Below are 18862 nucleotides of genomic sequence, written 5' to 3' on the forward strand. Positions count from 1 at the left end.
TTTAGCCACGCCCCTTCAGCGGCATTGCTTCAACGACTAGATCCATCACCGGAACAACCCGCACTCCTAGATCGTGGAGATCGTTTAGCTCTGTGATCTGCAACCGGCAGTTCTCGCATGGGCATGCCAAAATCGATGCTTTTGTCGCTCGGATCTGGGCGATTTTCTCGGCCCCGCTTTTAAGGCGCATGTTTTTGAACTCCTCCATGGCCGCAATCCCGCCGCCGCCGCCGCAACACCACTGCTTTTCGCGGTTTGGGGTCATGTCGACGAAATCCTTCGCGATAGCGGAAACTATATCGCGCGGCTGTTCGAAAATGCCTCCGTTGCGACCTATCTGACAAGGGTCGTGATATGTGACCCGCTCTGTGATCTCGTCCCTATCAACAGTGATAAGCCCTTCCTTTATGTAACGATCGATGACCTCAAGAATGTGCGTGATCTTGAATGGCATCTTCTGCCTAGACCATGCCTCGTAAAACATTTCGGCTACGCGGTAAGCGTGTCCGCACTCGGTGATAACCACTTCCTTGACGCCTAGACGCAAGGCCTCGTCCATAAAGCGCTTGGCGATAAGGCGCGCCTTTTCCGGATCGCCGAAGAAGTAGCCATAGTTCGCCGATTCAAAGAACGACAGCGTCCAGCTTGCTTTCGCCTCATTGAAAATGACCGCGGCGGGCAGAATCGAGTGCGTGCCAGCCAAGGCGACGTAGAGCATGTCGGCACCTTCGCGATCCACCGGAATCTCCGCCTCAGGGTTTCCGGTCAATCGGCGAACCTCCGCCTCGATGTCCTTGAAACCCTCGATGATTCCATCTCTAAACATCTCGGCATTGTCGCCCTTGAAAAGCGCGGCATCGGCGAGTTGCCCGAGCATCTCATGACCGCGGCCCGCGGCGATCAATATCGCCTTTGCGGCCGAGATCACCCACTGGGTGTCTATCGAGAACGGGCAATAGTACATACAGCGCCGGCATCCGGTGCATGTGTAAGTTGCCTCGTAAAGCTCGTCAAGGAGTGATTCACTCGGATCGCGCGCTTCGTAAAGCGAAGGCATGAACTCTCCGGATTTGGTGAAGTACTTGCGGTATATCTCGCGGACCAGCTCCGCGCGCCGCGCCGGCAGGTACTTCAAATCGCCGGTGGCGGAGTACTGATGGCACGCATCTTTGCAAACCGCGCATCGCACACAAATATCCAAATACTGCTTGAGCTGCCGATTCATCCTTTTGTCAAGCACGCCGATGATCGTTGATATCTGCTGTTTGTCCATAGATTACTCAGAGCTCCGCACGAGGTTAGTGGCAAATGCCCCGATGGCATGAGTCAACTTACTAAACGGGAAGTACATCAGGAAGAGTGAAACGAAGAACATGTGCCCGTTTAGCGACCACTTTTCATCGGAGTTGGCCAGCTCAGGCGGAAATGTCGGCTGAAAGCGCAGGACCGACTGGAACCACTCCATATACACCGAAGACGGCACATCGCCGAGAAAACGCATATGGTTGCCCATGATGATGATGCCCAGGAGCAGGGCCAGCAACAGATAGTCCTCCGGAGTTGAAAGCATACGATACGGTCCGAAGGTTCGCCGCGCGATCCAGTAGAGAACCGCGATCATCATGATGCCGCCCGCGATACTTCCAGCCCACGCCGCAAATACGGCCATGCCCTCGTCACCGATCAATGCGACAAGGGGGGTGAACTCGTGTACAAGGCGCAGATGCCCAAAAAATCCCGCGAGTGCCGCGACATGAAACGCCATCGCCACGAACATAAGCCTCGGCTCGATCTCGAAGCTCTGCGGGGCCGCGAAAGTGTCCTTCAGCAGCTTGAAAAAGCGTCCGCCCCGTGTAGCCGGCTTGGGAAACATCCCCAGCCGCACAGGAGAAGCTGGGGTACGACTCCACTGCCAGACTCGCCAAGCCATGCCGATGACAAAGACAGCGATACCGACGTAAACCATCAGGCCGGAGATGATAAAAGAGGTGATGTCCATCTCGGTCCTACTTAGTGCGCCTGACAAGGAACACGTATTCGCTGCCGATTTTTTCGGCTTGCAAGACTTCGTGTCCCGTTGATTTAGCCCAAGCCGTGATGTCCGGAATCGATCCGGCATCCGTGGCCGTCGCCTTCAAGACGCCGCCTACCGGGACCGATCCGATCTGCTGTGAGACTTTAACCATAGGCATAGGGCAAAGCAGTCCTCGAAGGTCAAGATCAATACCAGGGGTAATGTCGCTCATTTATTGCTCCTTTCGGATGAGATCCGCTCTTGATTGGTGTCGCGGATCCTCGGTTACTAAATGAAGAACTGAATCTGAGACTCTCCCGCCTCCGCTAGCATGAAGCCCACGCCGACCGGCTCCTGGACGCCTTCAATGAAGGTATCCCGGGGAATCTCCATAACATCCATGGACATCTGGCAGCCATACATTCGTACGCCGAGCTGTACCGCCAGATCGCGCAGCTCAGGAAGGGTTGCGACGTTATGCGCTCCCATCATCTTCCCGAACATCCAGCGCCCAAGTCCACCGAAACTGAACTTGGAAGGGTTAGCTTTTTCAACGCCGCCGCCATACATCAAGCCGAGCATCTTGCCAAAAAGCGTCTTGCCATGCTTCGCCTCAGCGCGCTTGATTGCGCGCAATCCCCAAAAAGTAAAAAACATGACGACGTTGTAACCCATCGCCGCCGCACCGTTCGCGATGATGAATGCACCGAACACTCTGTCCATGTCGCCACTCATCACCACCAGTGTGATTTTTTTCGGCTTGTCCGGCTCCTTTTCGGCAAGCGCACTGACTTGCTCGAGAGCGGTGTCGATCTCTTTGTTCATCTGCCTTCCTCTCCTGGGTAGTCAACACTTTGCTTGCGATCGTTCATCGACTCGCTCAAAACCTCCGTGATCAAATCGAACGCCTGGATCAACTTTGGATTCGAAAGCGAATAGAGCATTTTGGTCCCCTCGCCGCGAAACTTCACGACTCCGTGTGCGCGCATACGCGCAAGATGCTGAGAAAGATTTGTTTGAGAAATACCGGTGCGCTTGGCTATTTCGGTGACCGAGGCCTCGCCATCGCGCAAAACACCCATGATCATCTGGCGCTTTGCGTTGGCAAGCGTCTTACACAGCTCGGAGTGCAAAAGAAAAAACTCTCTGTCCACGTTTCCTCCATCGGAGTCGTGAAGTGAAACTTCAGTCATCGGCAATAACTATATGCAAATATTATTATATTAGCAAGTTTGCAGCAAAAGAATTTTCAAAACCCCAAAATTGAGTGCCTGGGGCCCACAAACACGGTGTTCGAAGCTGGTTGCCCACTCCCCGCGCATGGAGTAGAGTCCTTGCTGAGACGGAATCACCCTGCGCTCTGTAACAAAAACTTGCCCGAGTCTTACGCGTGCTGTTGTCGGAATCTGCCCCAACTTTTGGATGAAGAAAGTGCGAGCCAGAGTATCGATTCATATAAAGCGCGATCCCGCGAGTGTGTTTGCCAGAGTGGCCGATTTCGCCTCTCATAACTCATGGCGGCCGGAAGTCCTTTTCACAAAGACCTCGCCAGGAGCTTTGCAGCCCGGATCAACCATATTCCAGCGTGTGTCGCTGTATGGCCGAGAATTCGAAATTGAGCTCGAGATCACCGAAATGACCGCTCCCGAACGAGTGGCGCTTCGCGCGCGCGACCCCCACCGCGGCAAAGGCAGCTTCTCTCTGAGACCGGATGCGGGGGGCACCCGCCTGAGCGTAACAGCCGCCGTTGAGCTTGACGGTATAGCGGAGCTAGGCGAGGGCCGTATCCTAGAGAAAGTCGAAGAACATGCTCGCCAAAGTCTTTTGCGACTGAAAAGGCAGCTGGAGGCAGAGCAGTGAGGCTATCGGACTTTCCTTCTTCCGTTATAATACTGCCCGCTGATACCGAAGCAGCTTTTGAGGAAAACTCTAGCTGCTTCTGAGGCGTCCAATATATGGACGCACTGAAACGAAGGGAGGGCTTAAATGCCCGCACAGATCATGGCACTCGCTTTCGCACTCATGTTCGCTTTGATACTGGTGGCTTGTTCCGCAGCCGGGACATCCACCCCGACCACCCCACCGCAACCCGACGGGGGCTCGATCAACGCCGGCAGCGAACTTGCTCCGGGTCTCTTTGAAATGGAAGGCGGAACAGTAAAAGCGATCGGGACGCTCGAATGGGTCGACCTGGAAGGCGGTTTTTGGGCACTGGTCGATAATTCGGCCGCAGGTGGCGAGAGCGGATCGACCATCGCAGTCATCGCAAACGGCGACGAACTTGACTCTGAGCTCAGCCAGCTCGAAGGACAAAGGGTCAGCGTGATTGGTAAGCGCTTCGAGGGTGTTTCCATCAGGATGGCCGGACCCGAAATCGTAGTCGAGACTGTGGAAAAGCTTTAGGACACTGCCAGAATTCAGCTTAGGAGGGGTAAGCATGAAGGTGGCCGGTAAAGCAGTTGTTGTGACCGGTGGCGGAAACGGCATCGGTCGCGAGTTGGCGTTTGACCTTCTTGGCCGTGGAGCAAGTGTAGCCGCGGTCGATATCAGCGAGGCAGGACTGCAGGAGACAGCCAGCCTCGCTGCTGAGCGCAAAGATAAACTCTCGACCCATCTAATCGATATCACCAGCCGCGATGCGGTCGAATCGCTGCCCTCGGCGGTGATTGAGGCTCACGGCAAAGTGGACGGGCTAATCAACTGCGCCGGGATCATCCAGCCTTTCGTGAAGCTCAACGAGCTTGAGTATGAGGCGATAGAGCGCGTCATGAACGTCAACTTTTGGGGCCTGCTGTATATGACGAAGACGTTCTTGCCCTACCTGATGGACCGCCCGTCTGCACACATAGTAAACATTTCGAGCATGGGCGGGTTTCTGCCAGTTCCAGGGCAGACAGTGTATGGTGCCTCGAAAGCGGCCGTTAAGTTGCTGACCGAAGGGCTGCACTCTGAGCTTAGGGAAACCAGCGTGCGGGTAACTATCGCGTTTCCCGGAGCGACCGCAACTAACATATCAAGCAACTCAGGCGTCGACTTTTCAGCATCAGCAGGCTCAAACCAGAAAGCGCCAAAAATTAAAACGACAGAAGCGTCAGAGGCGGCCCGGATCATTATCGACGCGATGGAGCGGGACGCCTATCGCGTCTTGGTCGGGCAAGATTCGAAGATGATGGACTGGCTCTGCCGGCTCATGCCGGAACGAGCAGCAGCCATCATATACAAGCAGATGAGAAGTCTGCTTCCGGGGTAGAATGCAGGCCGATCAGGCCGGGCTTATCTGGATAATGGCGACCAGATAGGCTATGTACACGGCCATCAGTAAGACTCCTCTTCCACGGCCTATGAAACCGCCGCGTCCCGGATAGCTGAGGGCCACCACAGCCAACCCAAAGGCCAGAATCAGCGCCGCCGAGGCGAATCCGATAGTTATTGGGTAAATTATAGCGGCGATACCGATGACCCATAGGCCGTTGAATATGTTACTGCCAAGAATGGTCCCAAGACCGACCTCGTCGTGTCCGCGTAGCTTCGATATGATCACCGTCGCCAATTCAGGCGTACCCGTGCCAAGGGCCACAACAGTGGCAGAAACTATGAACTTGTCTACTCCCAGGTTCGTGGCGATACCTTCCGCACTTGTGACAATAAAGTTCCCAGCAGCGATAAGAAAACCGAGGCCGACGATGCCAGATAGGATCGCCAGCCCGCTTCGGTGCTCCCCGAGCACCTCTCCGGCAGCACTGCGTTCCTTCCTGACCTCTATGATTACCTTGAAAAGCCACATAAAAAAGATCAGAAGCATTATCACGCCGTCGATCCTCGACAACTCGCCATCGATGAAAAGAAGGCCTGTAGCCACAGGAGCCAGCAGTGCCATGGTAAAGTCCCGCCTGATGCTTTGCCGAGAGGCCTGGATCCCAGAGATCACAAGTGCAAGTGCAAGGATGAGAGCGACATTGACGACATTGCTGCCAAGGGCGTCCCCGAGCACAATTTCGGGCTTTTCGGCCCGAGCCGAGGTTATTCCGACGAAAAATTCAGGACTCGAAGTAGCAAACGCCGCTACTGTGGCCCCTATAATGCCGGGAGAAACCCTGGCCCACTCAGCGATGCCAACAGCGCCGCGAATAAACAGCTCGCCACCAATACCGGCAAACAAAACTCCCAAAAGCAACAGCAAATAGTCGTTCATCGCTTTTCTGCTTCCCTTAGCCCCAAGCGCTAAAAATATTTAGCGGATAGTGTAACAAACATACAGGCTACCAAAAAATAAAGTTTCCTGGAAAAAACATGCCGCCGTTCTAGTATCCTTTATACGACGGCGCCCAAGGCCATCGTCACGGTCATCACCGCTGCACACCGAAGGAGCCAAATGCGACCTGTCGTACGTGCCGAAACTCCGCTGGAATGGCTGCTATTGCGCCTCGGCCTGGTACCGACGCCGCTGCTCGACGGCTACTGGGGAATGACAATCAGTCGAAGCCTCATCACCGCGGTTGAGCTCGAGCTATTCGAAGCCCTTGGCGATGGGCCCCTTAGCGCAGCCGAGCTTTCGGACCGGCTGGGCACCGACCGGCACGGTACCGAGATCCTGCTGAAAGCGCTCAACGGAGCACGCTATCTGTCCTGCCGGAATGGGCGATACTCGAACGGGCGCGTCGTCCATCGATGGCTTGTGGACGGAGCGCTCGTGCATCTAAGGGACTCCCTTCTGTTCTACGGCGACCTGTGGGACGTAATGAGCGACCTGACCTCGATGGTTCGATCCGGCGCCGTGACTAATCTCCATTACGAGGGCCGACCTGCCGAGTTCTGGCAGCGCTACCTTCGAGCATTGGCGGCGTTCGCTCCGCTCGTCGCGCCTGAAATCGTCAGCAAGAGCAAACTGCCGAGAAACGCACGCCGCGTGCTCGACGTTGGCGGAGGGCATGGGCTTTACGCTGCCGAATTCGTGCGAAGACGCCCCGGCCTATCGGCGGAAGTGCTGGATCTACCCGAGGCTTGCGCGGTCGGAAGACAGATTATCGAGGCCGCGGGACTGACCGATCGCGTACATTTTCGCGAGGGAGACGTTCGCGATTGTGATTGGGGTACCGGCTTTGATGCCGTGCTTCTTTTCAATCTGCTACACAACCTTACCGAGAGCGAATCGCGCGCCGCCCTTCACGGGGCGTTCGCCGCGCTGCGGCCTGGAGGCAAGGTAATCGTGCTCGACAGCGAGTACCAGTCGAGCGCGGGCAACCTCTCGCTTACCGCGGGCCTCAACGAGATGATGTTCTACCTCACGAGCGGTACAGGCGTATATCCGGAGGAGCGGATGCGTTCCTGGATCGCCGAGGCTGGATTTGGTCGAATTCGGATGCGCCACCTTCTCAGGATGCCGATGGCGGTGCTCATCGAGGCGACTCGGGGGTTGGCGAAGTAAAGAGCGGCCGCACCTCGGCACCCCCATCACGAGCAGCGGGATGTAGCTTGGCGATTCGAACCGCGGTATCCAGGTCAGGTGCAGACAGCACGAAAAACGCGGCTGCCACCAGCTCCGACTCGATGTACGGCCCATCGCTCACCACTTCGCCGCGAATCGCTTTTGCTGTGGTGCTCGGCTCAAATGCAAATCCCCGATCCCCCGAAAAGTAGGAGCCCCCAAGAACCTTGCCGCCAAGCTTTTTGGCTAGAGCTGGATAGCCGTCAATCAGCTCCAGGTATTCGGGGGTAAGCGACATGGGATCGGCCGGCGCCGGTGAGAATACAAGGACTCCATACTGCGGCATTGGGGGCTCCTCTGTCTCGGCATCTGCATGAGCCTAGCATACCGCATGTTTCAGTTTCGGTTTACCGCGACGAACAGCAGCCTGGGCTCTGTAAATAGCGACAGCCCGCAACCGCCAAACCTGCTCCGATGATCGGGGCCAATATATAGATCCAAAGATGCTCGGTATGCCCCGCTACCAACGCCGGCGCGAGCGACCGAACGGGATTCATGGACGCGCCGCTGACAGGGCCAGCAAAAAGGGCTGCGAGGCAGACCATGGCTCCGATCGCGGCGCCGGCCATGACGCCTTTTTCCTTCGCGCCAGTAGAAACGCTGAGGATAACAAGCATGAGGAAGAACGTGAGGATGATCTCGAGCACGAAGGACTGCGCGACGGATCCCGCCGGAATTGTGGCACCTAGCGTAAGGTGTCCTTCAAACAGAAGGCGTAGCATAAAGCTTGCGAGAAGGCCTCCCGCGCACTGGCTCAGGACATAAGGGAAAACTTCGCGCAACGGCAGGCGCTGCGCCAGGTAAAAACCGATCGTTACCGCGGGATTGAGATGCGCGCCGGAAACCTCGCCAAAAGTGTAAATCATTGCCATGACCACAAGCCCGAAGGTAAGAGCTACGCCGAGATGGGAGACCACGCCACCGCTCACGTCGTTTACAACGATAGCCCCTGTTCCTGCGAAAACAAGGCCGAAGGTCCCGATCATCTCGGCGATGTACTTCTTCATGAACCACCTTAGCTTGTGCTTGCGAGCGTCACTCGGCGCTCAAAATGACCTTGAGAGCCTTCTCTTTTGCCGCATTACCGAAAACCTCGTAGGCTTCAAGCATCTCATCGAGCCGGAAGTGATGCGTCACGAGTTGCCCGGCCTCGAGTTTGCCCGATTCCACCGTCTTGAGCAACTGCGGGGTGGTATTTGTGCTGACCAAACCCGTAGTCAGCGTGATGTTCTTGATCCACAGCTCATCGATTTTGAGTGTGACCGGCTTGCCGTGCACGCCGATATTGGCGATATTCCCGCCTGCCTTGACGATGTCCTGGCAGATGTCGAAGGTAGCTGGAATGCCGATGGCCTCAATCGCGACATCGACACCCTTACCGCCGGTGATAGCCATCACCTGGGCCGTTGCGTCACCAGACGCGTTGTCGATCGTCTTCGTGGCGCCGAACTTCTTTGCCACCTCGAGACGGTTGCGGTCCACATCGATCACGATTATCTCGGCAGGCGAGTAGAATTGAGCCGTCAGCAACGCCGAAAGCCCAACAGGTCCTGCCCCGACGATTGCGACAACATCGCCCGGTGATACCTGCCCGTTCAGCACTCCGATCTCATACCCGGTGGGAAGGATATCCGAGAGCATTACGAGCGCGTCTTCGTCCGATCCCTCAGGAATCGGGTAGAGGCTGTTGTCGGCGAACGGGATTCGCGCGTATTCGGCTTGCGTCCCGTCGATGAGGTGGCCCAATATCCAGCCGCCGCCGTTCTCGCAGTGCGCGTAAAGACCCACCTTGCAGTTGCCACACTTGCCGCACGAGCTTATGCACGAGATGAGAACGCGATCGCCGACCTTGAAGTTGGAGACAGCGCTTCCCAATTCCTCGATGACGCCTACTCCCTCATGCCCGAGAATTCTTCCCTCGGCGACAGAAGGGACATCGCCCTTGAGAATGTGCAAATCCGTGCCGCAAATGGTGGTCTTGGTGATGCGCACAAGTGCATCGGTAGGGTCCGCGAGTTCAGGCTTGGGTCTTTCCTCCCAGCGCTTGTCGCCCGGCCCGTAGTAGACGAGAGCCTTCATGCTCCAGCACCTCCTTACCGAAATCAATCCGTTTCCGTCGGCCTTGAACCGACAGCTCACGGCGGGTCATGTTGTCCGGCACGACCCATTGCGCCGCATAGCGCTTGGTGCACTCTTGAGGATAGCAGATTTAGATTGTAACAACAAGCACAAAGTCTGTCTGGGGGCCAAAAGTGGCCGCGGTGGCCGTCGCTATGGTGCCCCGTGCCTGTGCCACTGCGCCATCAGCGAATGAGGCACCTCGAGTCCATGCGCCTCCATCAGCTCCGTGTCCGACATCACCTCGGCCGGCACACCATCGGCCTGAACCCGCCCCGCATCGAGCAGTAGCACGCGATCGCAAGTCTCGAGGACGAACTCAAGGTCGTGCGAGGCGATCATGAAGGTGTGGCCCTCCATCTCCGAGAGCATCCGTATGAGCCGCCTGCGGTAGCGCAAGTCGAGATCGGAGGTCGGCTCGTCGAGGATCAGCAACCGCGGCATCATCGCAAGAACGCCGGTGAGGGCGACGAGGCGCTGCTCGCCGCTTGAGAGCTCGTGCGGCACCCTGTCGAGCAGGTGCGCGATTCCCGTAGCCGCAGCAGTAGCGCTGACTCGCTCGTCGACCTCGTCCTCGGCAAGGCCCATGTTCTGCGGCCCGAAAGCGATGTCTTCGCGCACCGTAGGGCAGATCAGCTGGTCGTTGGTGTGGTGAAACACCATCCCGACCTCGGGCCTGAACGCTCCTGGCTCCACCGGCCGCCCAAAAACCTCGACGCTCCCCGACGTCGGCGCGACGACTCCGCAAACTAGCATAAACAGCGTTGTCTTCCCCGCCCCATTGGGACCGATGATGCCGACCCTCTCGCCAGAATTGAGCCCAACGGTCACGCGATCGATCGCCGGTGTACGCCCGGGATACCCGAAGCCAAGATCGATGGCGTGGACGGCTTTCATCAGATGGTCTCTCTTCCCGCTCGGCGTCTTACCTGCACGATCGCTCACAGCAGCAGGGCCGGGGAGATCAACAGGACGCCTGCTACAGCCACGCACGCGACCAGCCCAATGAAGTCGCGGACCTGAGGGGAGTGACGCGGAGCTCGCGCTCGGGACTCACCATACCCCCGAAGCGTCATCGCGGCAAGAACCCGCTCGGCCTGCCAGTTGCTGCGCACCAAAAGCGATCCGATGATGTAGGCGATCGTCTTGATAGACCTGATTGAGCCGAGGTCTGCGCCGCGCAGTCGCGCCGCGGTGCGCGCCCGGCGGAAATCCTCGGCGAGCTGGAAGATGTAGCGATAAGTAAAGAGCAGCATATCGCCGAGGAGCGAAGGCAGCCCCAGAGAGCTCATCGCTCTTACGAGCGTGGGCATCGGTGTCGTCGCAAAAAGCACGGTCGCCACGGTGATGATGCTCACGAACCGAGCGGCTATCGACATGAATGCCATCGTCCCTTCGAGCCGAAGCGCCATCGGTCCGAGTTGTGCGATAACGGTCTCGCCAGAAAAGAGAGGCAGCACCACCGCGAGCACGATGAGGAAAACGCCGGGAACCTTGATGCGAGAGATAAGGTACGCGAGTGGAAGCGACGAGAGGCGGTAAACCACAAAGGCGGTAACGAGCATCACCGGCAGTATCCTAAGGTCTCGCACCCCCGCGAAAGCGAAAATAAGGCAGAGCAAGCCGATGAGTTTCAGGCGAGCCTCCCACCTGACAAGCGAGGCGGAAGCGGGCGTGGCGGGCGTTGCTCGGGCGATCATCAGAACCTCTCTTCGAGCAACCCAGGCTGCACCCGAAGCAGGAACAGCACCACCATCGCGGCGAATACGCCCTCGACCAGGCCGAGAGGAATGTACGCGAGCAGAAGCGCTCCGACCGCAGCCTGCTCGACTGCGGCGTCAAGATACGCCGGCGCTGTCGTGACGATGAGCAGCGCGGCAGCGGCGGCCCCAAGTCCGACCGCGCTAAGCGCAGCGAGGAAACCTAGTCCTGCGCTTGCCGGCACCCGCCAGGAAGCGCCAAACATGGTTCGCAAGCTGAAGATGCGGTGCGCGAGCAGTGCGGGTATTCCGATGAGACAAGCGTTGACGCCAAGCATCGCGAGGCCTCCGTGCTGGAACATTACCGACTGCAGGAAAAGTCCAACCAGAATCGCAGGAAAGGCGTACCACCCGAGCACAACCCCCATCAAGCCCGAGAGAACGAGGTGCACGCTCACCGGTGGCACAGGCAGGTGTACGAGCGACGCCATGAAGAAAACCGCCGTCAGAAGCGACGCTTTGGGCACGCCTTTTCGGGGGTCGGGCCAGGCACGCTCGATTCGGCGTAGTGAAATCCATGTCACGCCCGCGGCGAGTGCAAATCCGCCTGCAGCGACCGGGAGAGGAAGTACCCCATCGGGAATGTGCATCAGGCGGTCCTTCTCTTGAAGTAGAGTGCCGTTCCAAGTGCGCCCCAGATGACGCAGGCGATCATGAGGGCCCTCTGCAGGGCGGTAAGGCCACCAGCTGTCGGCTGCGCGGCGCCCGTTGGCTCGAGATCGAGACGCGCCTCTGCGGGCGGTGCCGGACCTGCCGCTTCTGTCGCAGGCGCGGCGGAATCCGGCTCAACCTCGATGCGAACGGTGCCACCGTGGCCAGCCTGGCGGATCCGCGCTTCCCACGTTCCAGGAAGAGTGGCATCCGGGACGAAAAAGAAGCGCCCTTCCGCATCCGTGGTGCCGAGAAGCCACGGCTCATCCGGTTCGCCGGGAGCGAACACCGAGACCTGGGCCCCAACCATTGGCTCGCCCCCATCGAGAGCAGCCTTCACCTCGACACCTTCCTGCGGCGTGATACTCAGGTCGACACCGTGAGCAAGAGCTAACTGTGTCGGGCTCGCCACCACCAGAAGCAGCAAGGTCGCAATAAGCATCTGGACTCGCGTGCGCTCACTCACTGACCTACCTCCGTATCACGAATCCTGGAATCATGCCACATTACTCCGAGGAGGGAGTTCTGTCCAGAACATCGTAGGAGGCGAGATCGCCGGAGCGCTCGCGAAGCTCGTTAGCCTCTAATTCGCATCCGGGCCTCGGCCCGAAGCGAATAAGCTCACCGCATCCGCCCGGCGACGCGTCCACTGCCGCCTCGGCGACCGGCACGCGTGCGCTGACGGGATCCCTGCCACACCATGGCGGCGCCCTTAATGCCGCGGTCGGCGGCCGGCACTTGGCGCGGAGAGTAGACGAAGCCCTCGAGGTCCTCACATGCGAGCGTGGAGCCTAGCGTCCGCTCAATCGCGGACAACATCGAAAGCTCCTCGGAGGAAAGAAAGCTGATTGCCGTACCACTCGCGCCAGCTCGAGCCGTCCGCCCGATACGGTGTACGTAGTCCTCGGGAGTATTAGGCATGTCGTAGTTGATGACGTGCGTGACCTCGTCGACATCGATGCCGCGGGAGACCACATCGGTCGCCACAAGCACCGGCGAACGGCCTGCACGAAACGCCTCTAGCGCCCGCTGCCGCTGCCCCTGAGTGCGACCGCCGTGAATGGCCGCGCTCGCAACGCCCTTGTTCTCGAGCTGCTTGCTGAGGCGCTCGGCGCGATGCTTGGTGCGCGTGAAGATGAGTGCGCGTGTGTGATCGTTGCGCTTGAGCAAACTCACGAGCAGGTCGGTTTTCTGGGTGCTGCACACCGGATAGAGGCTTTGCTCGATGCGATCGACAGGCGTGCTGGGCGGCGAAACCTCGATGCGTACGGGCTCGTGGAGCGTCGACTCGACGATCTTGAGCACCTCCCGTGACATCGTAGCCGAGAAAAGCAGGTTTTGACGCTTCTCAGGCAGCAGGCCGAGGATACGGCGCACATCAGGCCAGAAGCCCATATCGAGCATGCGGTCGGCCTCGTCGAGCACGAGCATCTCAACCTTGGAGAGATCCACCGCGCGACGAGAGTGCAGATCGAGAAGGCGACCCGGGCACGCGATCACGACATCGACACCTCGGCGTAGCTTGTCGATCTGCTGCTGCAGACCGACCCCGCCGTAAACGACGGCAGAGCGATGGCCTGTTTGGCGCGAGATGCCGTGAACGACCTGGGAGATTTGGAGCGCAAGCTCGCGGGTAGGTGTGATGATAAGTGCGCGGACACCACGGCGGGTGGGCGTGCGCTGAAGCATCGGCAGCACGAACGCGGCGGTCTTGCCGGTGCCGGTTTGCGCGACGCCGACAACGTCGGTGCCTTGCAAGATGTGTGGGATGGCCTCGCGCTGGATAGGCGTGGGGTCTGCGTACCCCATCTGGGACACGCCGGTAAGCAGGCGCGGCTCAAGGCCGAGCGTTTTGAAAGACATATTTTTTTCTCCTGTACTGTGCGCCGTATTCAGGTCGCACTGCGTTTGCAGACGCAGTCGATCCTTCACACGTACAGCGCTCTTCGCAGCACAGGACAACCGAGTCTTAAATTAAGTCCGCCGTAGTGTAGCACAGCCGAGGCGAGAAACCTAATCACCTCGGCTGCAACCACGGTTTAAGCTACGTCAAAGCGGTCCAGCTTCATCACTCTATCCCACACCGCAACGAAATCATGTACGAACTTCTCGGCGGAGTCCTCGCATCCGTAGACCTCCGCGATAGCCCGCAGCTGCGAGTTCGCGCCGAAGATCAGGTCGACGCGAGTTCCGGTCCATCTCGGCTCGCCCGTCACGCGATCCCGGCTCACGAACACGTCCTCGTCTTCCGGGCTCTTCTCCCACACCGTGCCCATGTCGAGCAGGTTCACGAAGAAATCGTTGGTGAGCGTCTCCGGGCGGTCGGTAAACACGCCGTGCTGAGATCGCTTGAAGTTCGCGTTCAAAACGCGCATACCGCCGATGAGCACGGTCATCTCGGGAGCGGTGAGTGTCAGTAGCTGCGCACGATCGAGCAGCAGCTCTTCCGCCGAGACGGCGTACTTGGCCCGCTGGTAGTTGCGGAACCCATCCGCGGCCGGTTGCAGCACAGCGAATGACGCCGCGTCGGTCTGCTCCGGCGACGCATCTGTGCGTCCCGGCGTGAAGGGAACAGTCACCTCGTGGCCGGCGTTTTTCGCAGCCTGCTCGACTCCAGCGCATCCGCCGAGCACGATCAGGTCGGAAAGCGAGACACGCTTGCCACTCGCTTGAGCGCTGTTGAACTCCCGCTGAATCGCCTCGAGGGCGCTCAGCACAGTCGCAAGCTGCGCAGGCTCGTTGACCTCCCAGTCCTTCTGAGGCGCAAGGCGTATGCGCGCGCCATTGGCCCCGCCGCGCTTGTCAGAACCGCGGAATGTGGAGGCGGAGGCCCACGCCGTGGACACCAGCTGCGAGACGGAGAGCCCGGAGGCGAGGATCCGCTCCTTGAGGGCGGCGATGTCCTGCTCGCCGATCAGCTCATGATCGACCGCCGGCACCGGGTCTTGCCAGATCAGCTCCTCGGCAGGCACTTCAGGGCCGAGGTAGCGCGAGCGCGGACCCATATCGCGGTGGGTCAGCTTGAACCACGCGCGGGCGAATGCGTCGGCGAACTCCTCGGGGTTCTCGAGGTAGCGCCGAGCGATCGACTCGTAGATCGGGTCAAAGCGAAGCGAGAGATCCGCCGTAGTCATCATCGGGCGGTGCTTCGTCGAAGGGTCGAACGCATCGACGACCATGTCCTCCTCGTCGACATCGGTGGCCACCCACTGGTACGCGCCAGCCGGGCTCTTTACCAGCGCCCAGTTGTATTTAAGGAGTACCTTCAGATATCCCATGTCCCACTTCGTGGGGTTGGGCTTCCATGCGCCCTCGATGCCGCTCGTGATCGCGTCGCCCGCCATGCCGCTGCCAAAGCTGCTCTTCCAGCCGAGGCCCTGCTGCTCGATCGGTGCGCCTTCAGGCTCAGGTCCCACATGCGAATCCGGGGCCGCACCATGAGCCTTGCCGAAGGTGTGGCCGCCAGCGATGAGCGCCACGGTTTCCTCGTCGTTCATCGCCATTCTGGCGAAGGTCTGTCTGACATCGCGAGCTGAAGCGACAGGGTCCGGGTTGCCGTTGGGTCCTTCCGGATTCACGTAGATGAGGCCCATCTGCACAGCGGCAAGCGGGTTTTCGAGATCCCGATCACCAGAGTAACGATCGTCGCCGAGCCACTCGTCCTCAGAGCCCCAGTAGATGTCCTCCTCGGGCTCCCAGACATCTTCGCGCCCGCCGGCGAAACCGAACGTCTTGAAGCCCATCGACTCCAACGCGCAGTTGCCCGCAAGAACCATAAGGTCGGCCCAGGAGATGCTGTTGCCGTACTTCTGCTTTATAGGCCAGAGCAGGCGCCGAGCCTTGTCGAGATTCGCGTTGTCCGGCCAGCTATTGAGCGGTGCAAGGCGATGGGAGCCCGAACCCGCGCCCCCGCGACCGTCACCCATTCGATAGGTGCCCGCGCTGTGCCACGCCATCCGGATCATCAGCCCGCCGTAGTGTCCATAATCGGCCGGCCACCACTCCTGCGAGTCGGTCATCAGCGCGCAGAGGTCCTGCTTGACGGCCTGAAGATCGAGTTTCTTGAACTCCTCGGCGTAATTGAAGTCCTTACCCATCGGGTCACTCAAATCGGAGTGCTGGTGAAGGATCCGTAGGTTGAGCTGATTCGGCCACCAATCGCGGTTCGATGTCCCGCCGCCGGCCACCTGCCTGCTCGCCCTGCCCGTCACCGGGCACTTACTCTCCTCGCTCATAACACATACTCCTCTCGCTCTTCCGGATGCCATATCAGGCTCCGAGCTGTTGGGAAACGTCTTATTCGAGCACGGTGGCTTGTGTTGTGCCCCCGGCGAGTTGCCTTTGGTGAGGTGATTTTGTTATATAGGAATTATTCTTATATAGCAACCTTGACAGCCGACCCCCTCGGCATTCGTCGTTTTCGTTTCCATGTCACTATCATACCCATGAACCGCGCGGCTGGCATGCGTCTTGCTTCTCATAGCGATAGATAGCGATATATCGCATTACTTCGAGAAGAACGAAGGCGCGCAACATGCACTCACACCATCATTGGCACCACGGTCACGGCGAGATCCGCCTCCCCGGCCAGCGCGCCAAGCGCGGCGACGTACAGGCGGCCGTGATGGCGCTCCTCAGCGAGCAGGACATGCACGGCTATCAGATCATTCAGGAGCTCTCTGAGCGCAGCGCTGGCGCATGGAATCCGAGCCCCGGTTCGGTCTATCCGGCACTGCAGGCGCTTGAGAGACACGGGATGGTGTCGAGCACGAATGCAGGCGGCAAGCGTGTATTCTCGCTCACGGAACTCGGCTGCAAGCACGCAGCGATGCTGCCAGACCAGGCACCGTGGGAGGGCATGGCCGAGGACTCGGACGGCTCGCGCCGATTGCGCGACGCCTTCCATAGCGTGATGAGCGCAACCGTTCAAGTTGCAAGAACCGGTAACGACGACCACATCGCAAGAACAGCCGAAATTCTCGCCGCCACCCGCAAGAGCATCTACCTGATGCTTGCCGGCGACGAGTAGCCAACACACAGCCACGAAAGGAAATGCCATGAAATGCTGCCACGGACACGCCATAAGGGCAATCGATGATCCCCGCTTCGAGGATGACGTCTTCACGCAAGCCGCTGTGCGAGAGCGCTGCGTCCGCGCTGCGCACGCCCATGCAGCAGCACTACTGATACCGCTAGTCGGCGGATTTCTCCTCTTAGGCCTGATCAAGGCCATCCACCGGCGCACCCGCTAAGCGCACTTTCTGGAGGAGCCCATGTCACGCGTTTCACTCAACACCCCTGCGCCCGACTTTACTCTGCCCGACTTCTCAGGTAGCCCTGTGAGGCTCTCGGACTTCCGCGGGCGCAAGAACGTGCTGCTGGTCTTCAACCGCACGTTTACTTGACCGTTCTGCCGTCGGCACATGGCGCAGTTGCGCCAGGACTACTCCAAGTTCGTGGAGCGTGACGTGGAGGTGGTCGTGGTCGGGCCCGAGGACGCACCGGCGTTCGCGAAGTTCTGGAAGGCCAACTCCCTTCCCTTCATCGGCCTTCCCGACCCGAGCCACAGCGTGCTCAAGCTTTACGGGCAGGAGGTCAACCTCTTCAAGCTAGGGCGCATGCCCGCACAGGTGCTCATCGACAAGGACGGGGTCGCGCGGTTCGTGCATTACGGCCACAGCATGCAAGACATCCCCGAAAACGAGGAGATCCTTGCCCTGGCCGACGAGATCAACGTCCGATAGGCGACGTGGGGCGGGAGCCCTCGAAGAACGGTAGGCATTCGCAGCTCAGGAGCCTACTTCCAAATCGGACATTCTCGCCAGTCATCCGGAAAACCCATGCGGTCATGCGGCAGGTCGGAGCAGTCGTCCAGTAGTTCGAGCAATCTGCCTGTCCAACCACTCTGCGGTGCCACGTCATCAAGCATGCACTTCAGGATGGTCAAGACTCCGAAGATGCGGTTGTTCGTCACAACGACGGGCTCGTGCCACTTCTTGTCCTTACGCGGGATCATTGGCTTGAACCCAAGCTCGCGATTCCACAGGCGTCCGTGGTGAGCGCAGATGTTGCGAATGATGTTGAGCGTCTTCAGCCACGACTCCATGACTACCGCGCTGACACCGAATCGGGCAGCGATCTCACGTTTGATTGGCTTCGGGCTTCCTCGATACAGGCGCAGAAGCGTGCCGAAGGCCATAAGCTCGGTAATCATCCAGTACGGCGGCAGGACGTGCATGTCTCCGTACGAACGCGTGAAGTGCTTGATGAACTGCTCCTGGCTGTTCTCGTGCTCGTCTTTAAGTCGGCTGACGAACTTTTCATACTCGTCGGGTGCGAAGCCTGGAAGGTTGCTGGGGTTTTGATAGCCAAATGCTCCCTGCGCGTGGGCAAGTCGATACACGAGCTCGGTTCGAACGCAGATTTCGACGCGCTCAATAGCATCCAGCACCAATAGCCGTAGACGCCGGTCGAACGCGTAGCGTCTCCAAACCTTGGTCAAAGTGGTTCCCTCTTTGAAAGAGCTGTCATCGTTCCTGAATGGAAACCAGTAGCCGCTGAGCCGATAGTAGCTGACGCTCTTCAGGCAACGTATCAGCTCGTCGCGGTCGCACCCCATGCCACGGGCGATCAGCTGGTCTGCCTGTTGCTCGTACGTCAGAGCAGGCTTGGTGTACTCCATGAAGACCTCCAATAAAAGAAAGACCCGCCGAGTGAGCATCGTTGAGAGGCTTGGCGGGTTTGCTAAATAGATTATACCCACGCCGATTGATTGGCACAAGTCCACGGCGTGAGCCTCAAGTCAGCCGCCGCAGTGAACTCCGGATTGATCCC

The 18862-nt window shown here is 59.0% G+C and carries 25 protein-coding genes; 8 read left to right on the forward strand and 17 right to left on the reverse strand.

The annotated features are described in order from the left end of the window. Nucleotide 1: 1 nt before the first annotated feature. From KGZ89_01645 to KGZ89_01665, 5 genes are read right to left on the reverse strand one after another with little or no spacing between them, the layout of a single operon-like run. Nucleotides 2-1273: a (Fe-S)-binding protein gene (locus tag KGZ89_01645; protein MBS3973558.1), complete on the reverse strand. Its 1272-nt coding sequence runs from the start codon at nt 1271-1273 to the stop codon at nt 2-4. A 3-nt stretch (nt 1274-1276) separates the two neighbouring features. Further along, entirely contained in the window at nt 1277-1999 is a 723-nt protein-coding gene (locus KGZ89_01650; GenBank protein ID MBS3973559.1) for a respiratory nitrate reductase subunit gamma, read from the reverse strand. 7 nt (nt 2000-2006) lie between these two features. Then, complete coding sequence (locus tag KGZ89_01655) at nt 2007-2246, reverse strand: sulfurtransferase TusA family protein (GenBank protein MBS3973560.1); 240 nt, start codon at nt 2244-2246, stop codon at nt 2007-2009. Between the two features lie 56 nt (nt 2247-2302). Beyond that, entirely contained in the window at nt 2303-2839 is a 537-nt protein-coding gene (locus KGZ89_01660) for a DsrE/DsrF/DrsH-like family protein (GenBank protein ID MBS3973561.1), read from the reverse strand. After that, nucleotides 2836-3168, reverse strand: coding sequence for a winged helix-turn-helix transcriptional regulator (locus KGZ89_01665; GenBank protein MBS3973562.1), 333 nt, complete (start codon nt 3166-3168; stop codon nt 2836-2838). The genes KGZ89_01660 and KGZ89_01665 overlap by 4 nt, the downstream gene beginning before the upstream one ends. Nucleotides 3169-3445: 277 nt before the next feature. On the opposite strand from KGZ89_01665, the gene KGZ89_01670 reads away from it, so the two are divergent. The 3 genes from KGZ89_01670 (at nt 3446) to KGZ89_01680 (ending at nt 5264) form a co-directional block, all read left to right on the forward strand. Continuing rightward, the gene (locus tag KGZ89_01670; GenBank protein MBS3973563.1) at nt 3446-3874 is read left to right on the forward strand and encodes an SRPBCC family protein; all 429 of its coding nucleotides are present in this window, start codon (nt 3446-3448) and stop codon (nt 3872-3874) included. A gap of 126 nt (nt 3875-4000) precedes the next feature. Then, nucleotides 4001-4417, forward strand: coding sequence for a hypothetical protein (locus KGZ89_01675; protein ID MBS3973564.1), 417 nt, complete (start codon nt 4001-4003; stop codon nt 4415-4417). A gap of 34 nt (nt 4418-4451) precedes the next feature. After that, a complete protein-coding gene (locus KGZ89_01680; GenBank protein MBS3973565.1) occupies nt 4452-5264 on the forward strand; it encodes an SDR family oxidoreductase in 813 nt (270 codons plus the stop codon). Between the two features lie 12 nt (nt 5265-5276). Here KGZ89_01680 and KGZ89_01685 read toward each other — a convergent pair whose 3' ends face one another. Next, a complete protein-coding gene (locus KGZ89_01685) occupies nt 5277-6206 on the reverse strand; it encodes a sodium:calcium antiporter (GenBank protein ID MBS3973566.1) in 930 nt (309 codons plus the stop codon). A gap of 180 nt (nt 6207-6386) precedes the next feature. On the opposite strand from KGZ89_01685, the gene KGZ89_01690 reads away from it, so the two are divergent. Further along, a complete protein-coding gene (locus KGZ89_01690; GenBank protein ID MBS3973567.1) occupies nt 6387-7439 on the forward strand; it encodes a class I SAM-dependent methyltransferase in 1053 nt (350 codons plus the stop codon). On the opposite strand, the gene KGZ89_01695 is transcribed toward KGZ89_01690, so the two are convergent. The 10 genes from KGZ89_01695 to katG all read right to left on the reverse strand — a co-directional run bounded on the left by KGZ89_01695 (nt 7408) and on the right by katG (nt 16263). Beyond that, nucleotides 7408-7785: a hypothetical protein gene (locus KGZ89_01695; protein MBS3973568.1), complete on the reverse strand. Its 378-nt coding sequence runs from the start codon at nt 7783-7785 to the stop codon at nt 7408-7410. The genes KGZ89_01690 and KGZ89_01695 overlap by 32 nt on opposite strands. Nucleotides 7786-7846: 61 nt before the next feature. Continuing rightward, nucleotides 7847-8506, reverse strand: a complete 660-nt coding sequence (locus KGZ89_01700; protein MBS3973569.1) for an aquaporin — start codon at nt 8504-8506, stop codon at nt 7847-7849. Between the two features lie 28 nt (nt 8507-8534). Next, complete coding sequence (locus KGZ89_01705) at nt 8535-9578, reverse strand: zinc-dependent alcohol dehydrogenase family protein (protein MBS3973570.1); 1044 nt, start codon at nt 9576-9578, stop codon at nt 8535-8537. A 192-nt stretch (nt 9579-9770) separates the two neighbouring features. Next, nucleotides 9771-10514 carry an ABC transporter ATP-binding protein gene (locus tag KGZ89_01710; protein ID MBS3973571.1) on the reverse strand — a complete coding sequence of 248 codons (744 nt, stop codon included), beginning with the start codon at nt 10512-10514 and terminating at the stop codon, nt 9771-9773. Between the two features lie 44 nt (nt 10515-10558). Next, a complete protein-coding gene (cbiQ, locus tag KGZ89_01715; protein MBS3973572.1) occupies nt 10559-11317 on the reverse strand; it encodes a cobalt ECF transporter T component CbiQ in 759 nt (252 codons plus the stop codon). Next, a complete protein-coding gene (gene cbiM / locus KGZ89_01720; GenBank protein ID MBS3973573.1) occupies nt 11317-11967 on the reverse strand; it encodes a cobalt transporter CbiM in 651 nt (216 codons plus the stop codon). Before cbiM ends, cbiQ begins: the two co-directional genes overlap by 1 nt. Further along, nucleotides 11967-12452, reverse strand: coding sequence for a carboxypeptidase regulatory-like domain-containing protein (locus KGZ89_01725; GenBank protein MBS3973574.1), 486 nt, complete (start codon nt 12450-12452; stop codon nt 11967-11969). Before KGZ89_01725 ends, cbiM begins: the two co-directional genes overlap by 1 nt. Before the next feature lie 82 nt (nt 12453-12534). Further along, entirely contained in the window at nt 12535-12678 is a 144-nt protein-coding gene (locus KGZ89_01730) for a hypothetical protein (protein ID MBS3973575.1), read from the reverse strand. Next, on the reverse strand, nt 12650-13891 hold the full coding sequence (locus tag KGZ89_01735) for a DEAD/DEAH box helicase (protein MBS3973576.1): 1242 nt from the start codon (nt 13889-13891) through the stop codon (nt 12650-12652). Before KGZ89_01735 ends, KGZ89_01730 begins: the two co-directional genes overlap by 29 nt. 176 nt (nt 13892-14067) lie before the next feature. Continuing rightward, nucleotides 14068-16263 (reverse strand): catalase/peroxidase HPI, encoded by a 2196-nt coding sequence (gene katG / locus KGZ89_01740; protein ID MBS3973577.1) that lies wholly within the window; start codon nt 16261-16263, stop codon nt 14068-14070. 389 nt (nt 16264-16652) lie between these two features. On the opposite strand from katG, the gene KGZ89_01745 reads away from it, so the two are divergent. The 4 genes from KGZ89_01745 to KGZ89_01760 are packed head-to-tail and all read left to right on the forward strand — an operon-like array spanning nt 16653 to nt 17772. Continuing rightward, the gene (locus KGZ89_01745; protein ID MBS3973578.1) at nt 16653-17057 is read left to right on the forward strand and encodes a helix-turn-helix transcriptional regulator; all 405 of its coding nucleotides are present in this window, start codon (nt 16653-16655) and stop codon (nt 17055-17057) included. A gap of 28 nt (nt 17058-17085) precedes the next feature. Then, nucleotides 17086-17280 carry a hypothetical protein gene (locus KGZ89_01750; GenBank protein ID MBS3973579.1) on the forward strand — a complete coding sequence of 65 codons (195 nt, stop codon included), beginning with the start codon at nt 17086-17088 and terminating at the stop codon, nt 17278-17280. A gap of 21 nt (nt 17281-17301) precedes the next feature. Further along, a complete protein-coding gene (locus KGZ89_01755) occupies nt 17302-17433 on the forward strand; it encodes a redoxin domain-containing protein (protein ID MBS3973580.1) in 132 nt (43 codons plus the stop codon). An 18-nt stretch (nt 17434-17451) separates the two neighbouring features. Then, entirely contained in the window at nt 17452-17772 is a 321-nt protein-coding gene (locus tag KGZ89_01760) for a redoxin domain-containing protein (protein MBS3973581.1), read from the forward strand. 53 nt (nt 17773-17825) lie between these two features. On the opposite strand, the gene KGZ89_01765 is transcribed toward KGZ89_01760, so the two are convergent. Next, nucleotides 17826-18710: an Abi family protein gene (locus KGZ89_01765; protein ID MBS3973582.1), complete on the reverse strand. Its 885-nt coding sequence runs from the start codon at nt 18708-18710 to the stop codon at nt 17826-17828. Nucleotides 18711-18862: the final 152 nt, after the last annotated feature.

The organism is Actinomycetota bacterium (assembly GCA_018334075.1).
GTDB lineage: Bacteria > Actinomycetota > Coriobacteriia > Anaerosomatales > UBA912 > JAGXSC01.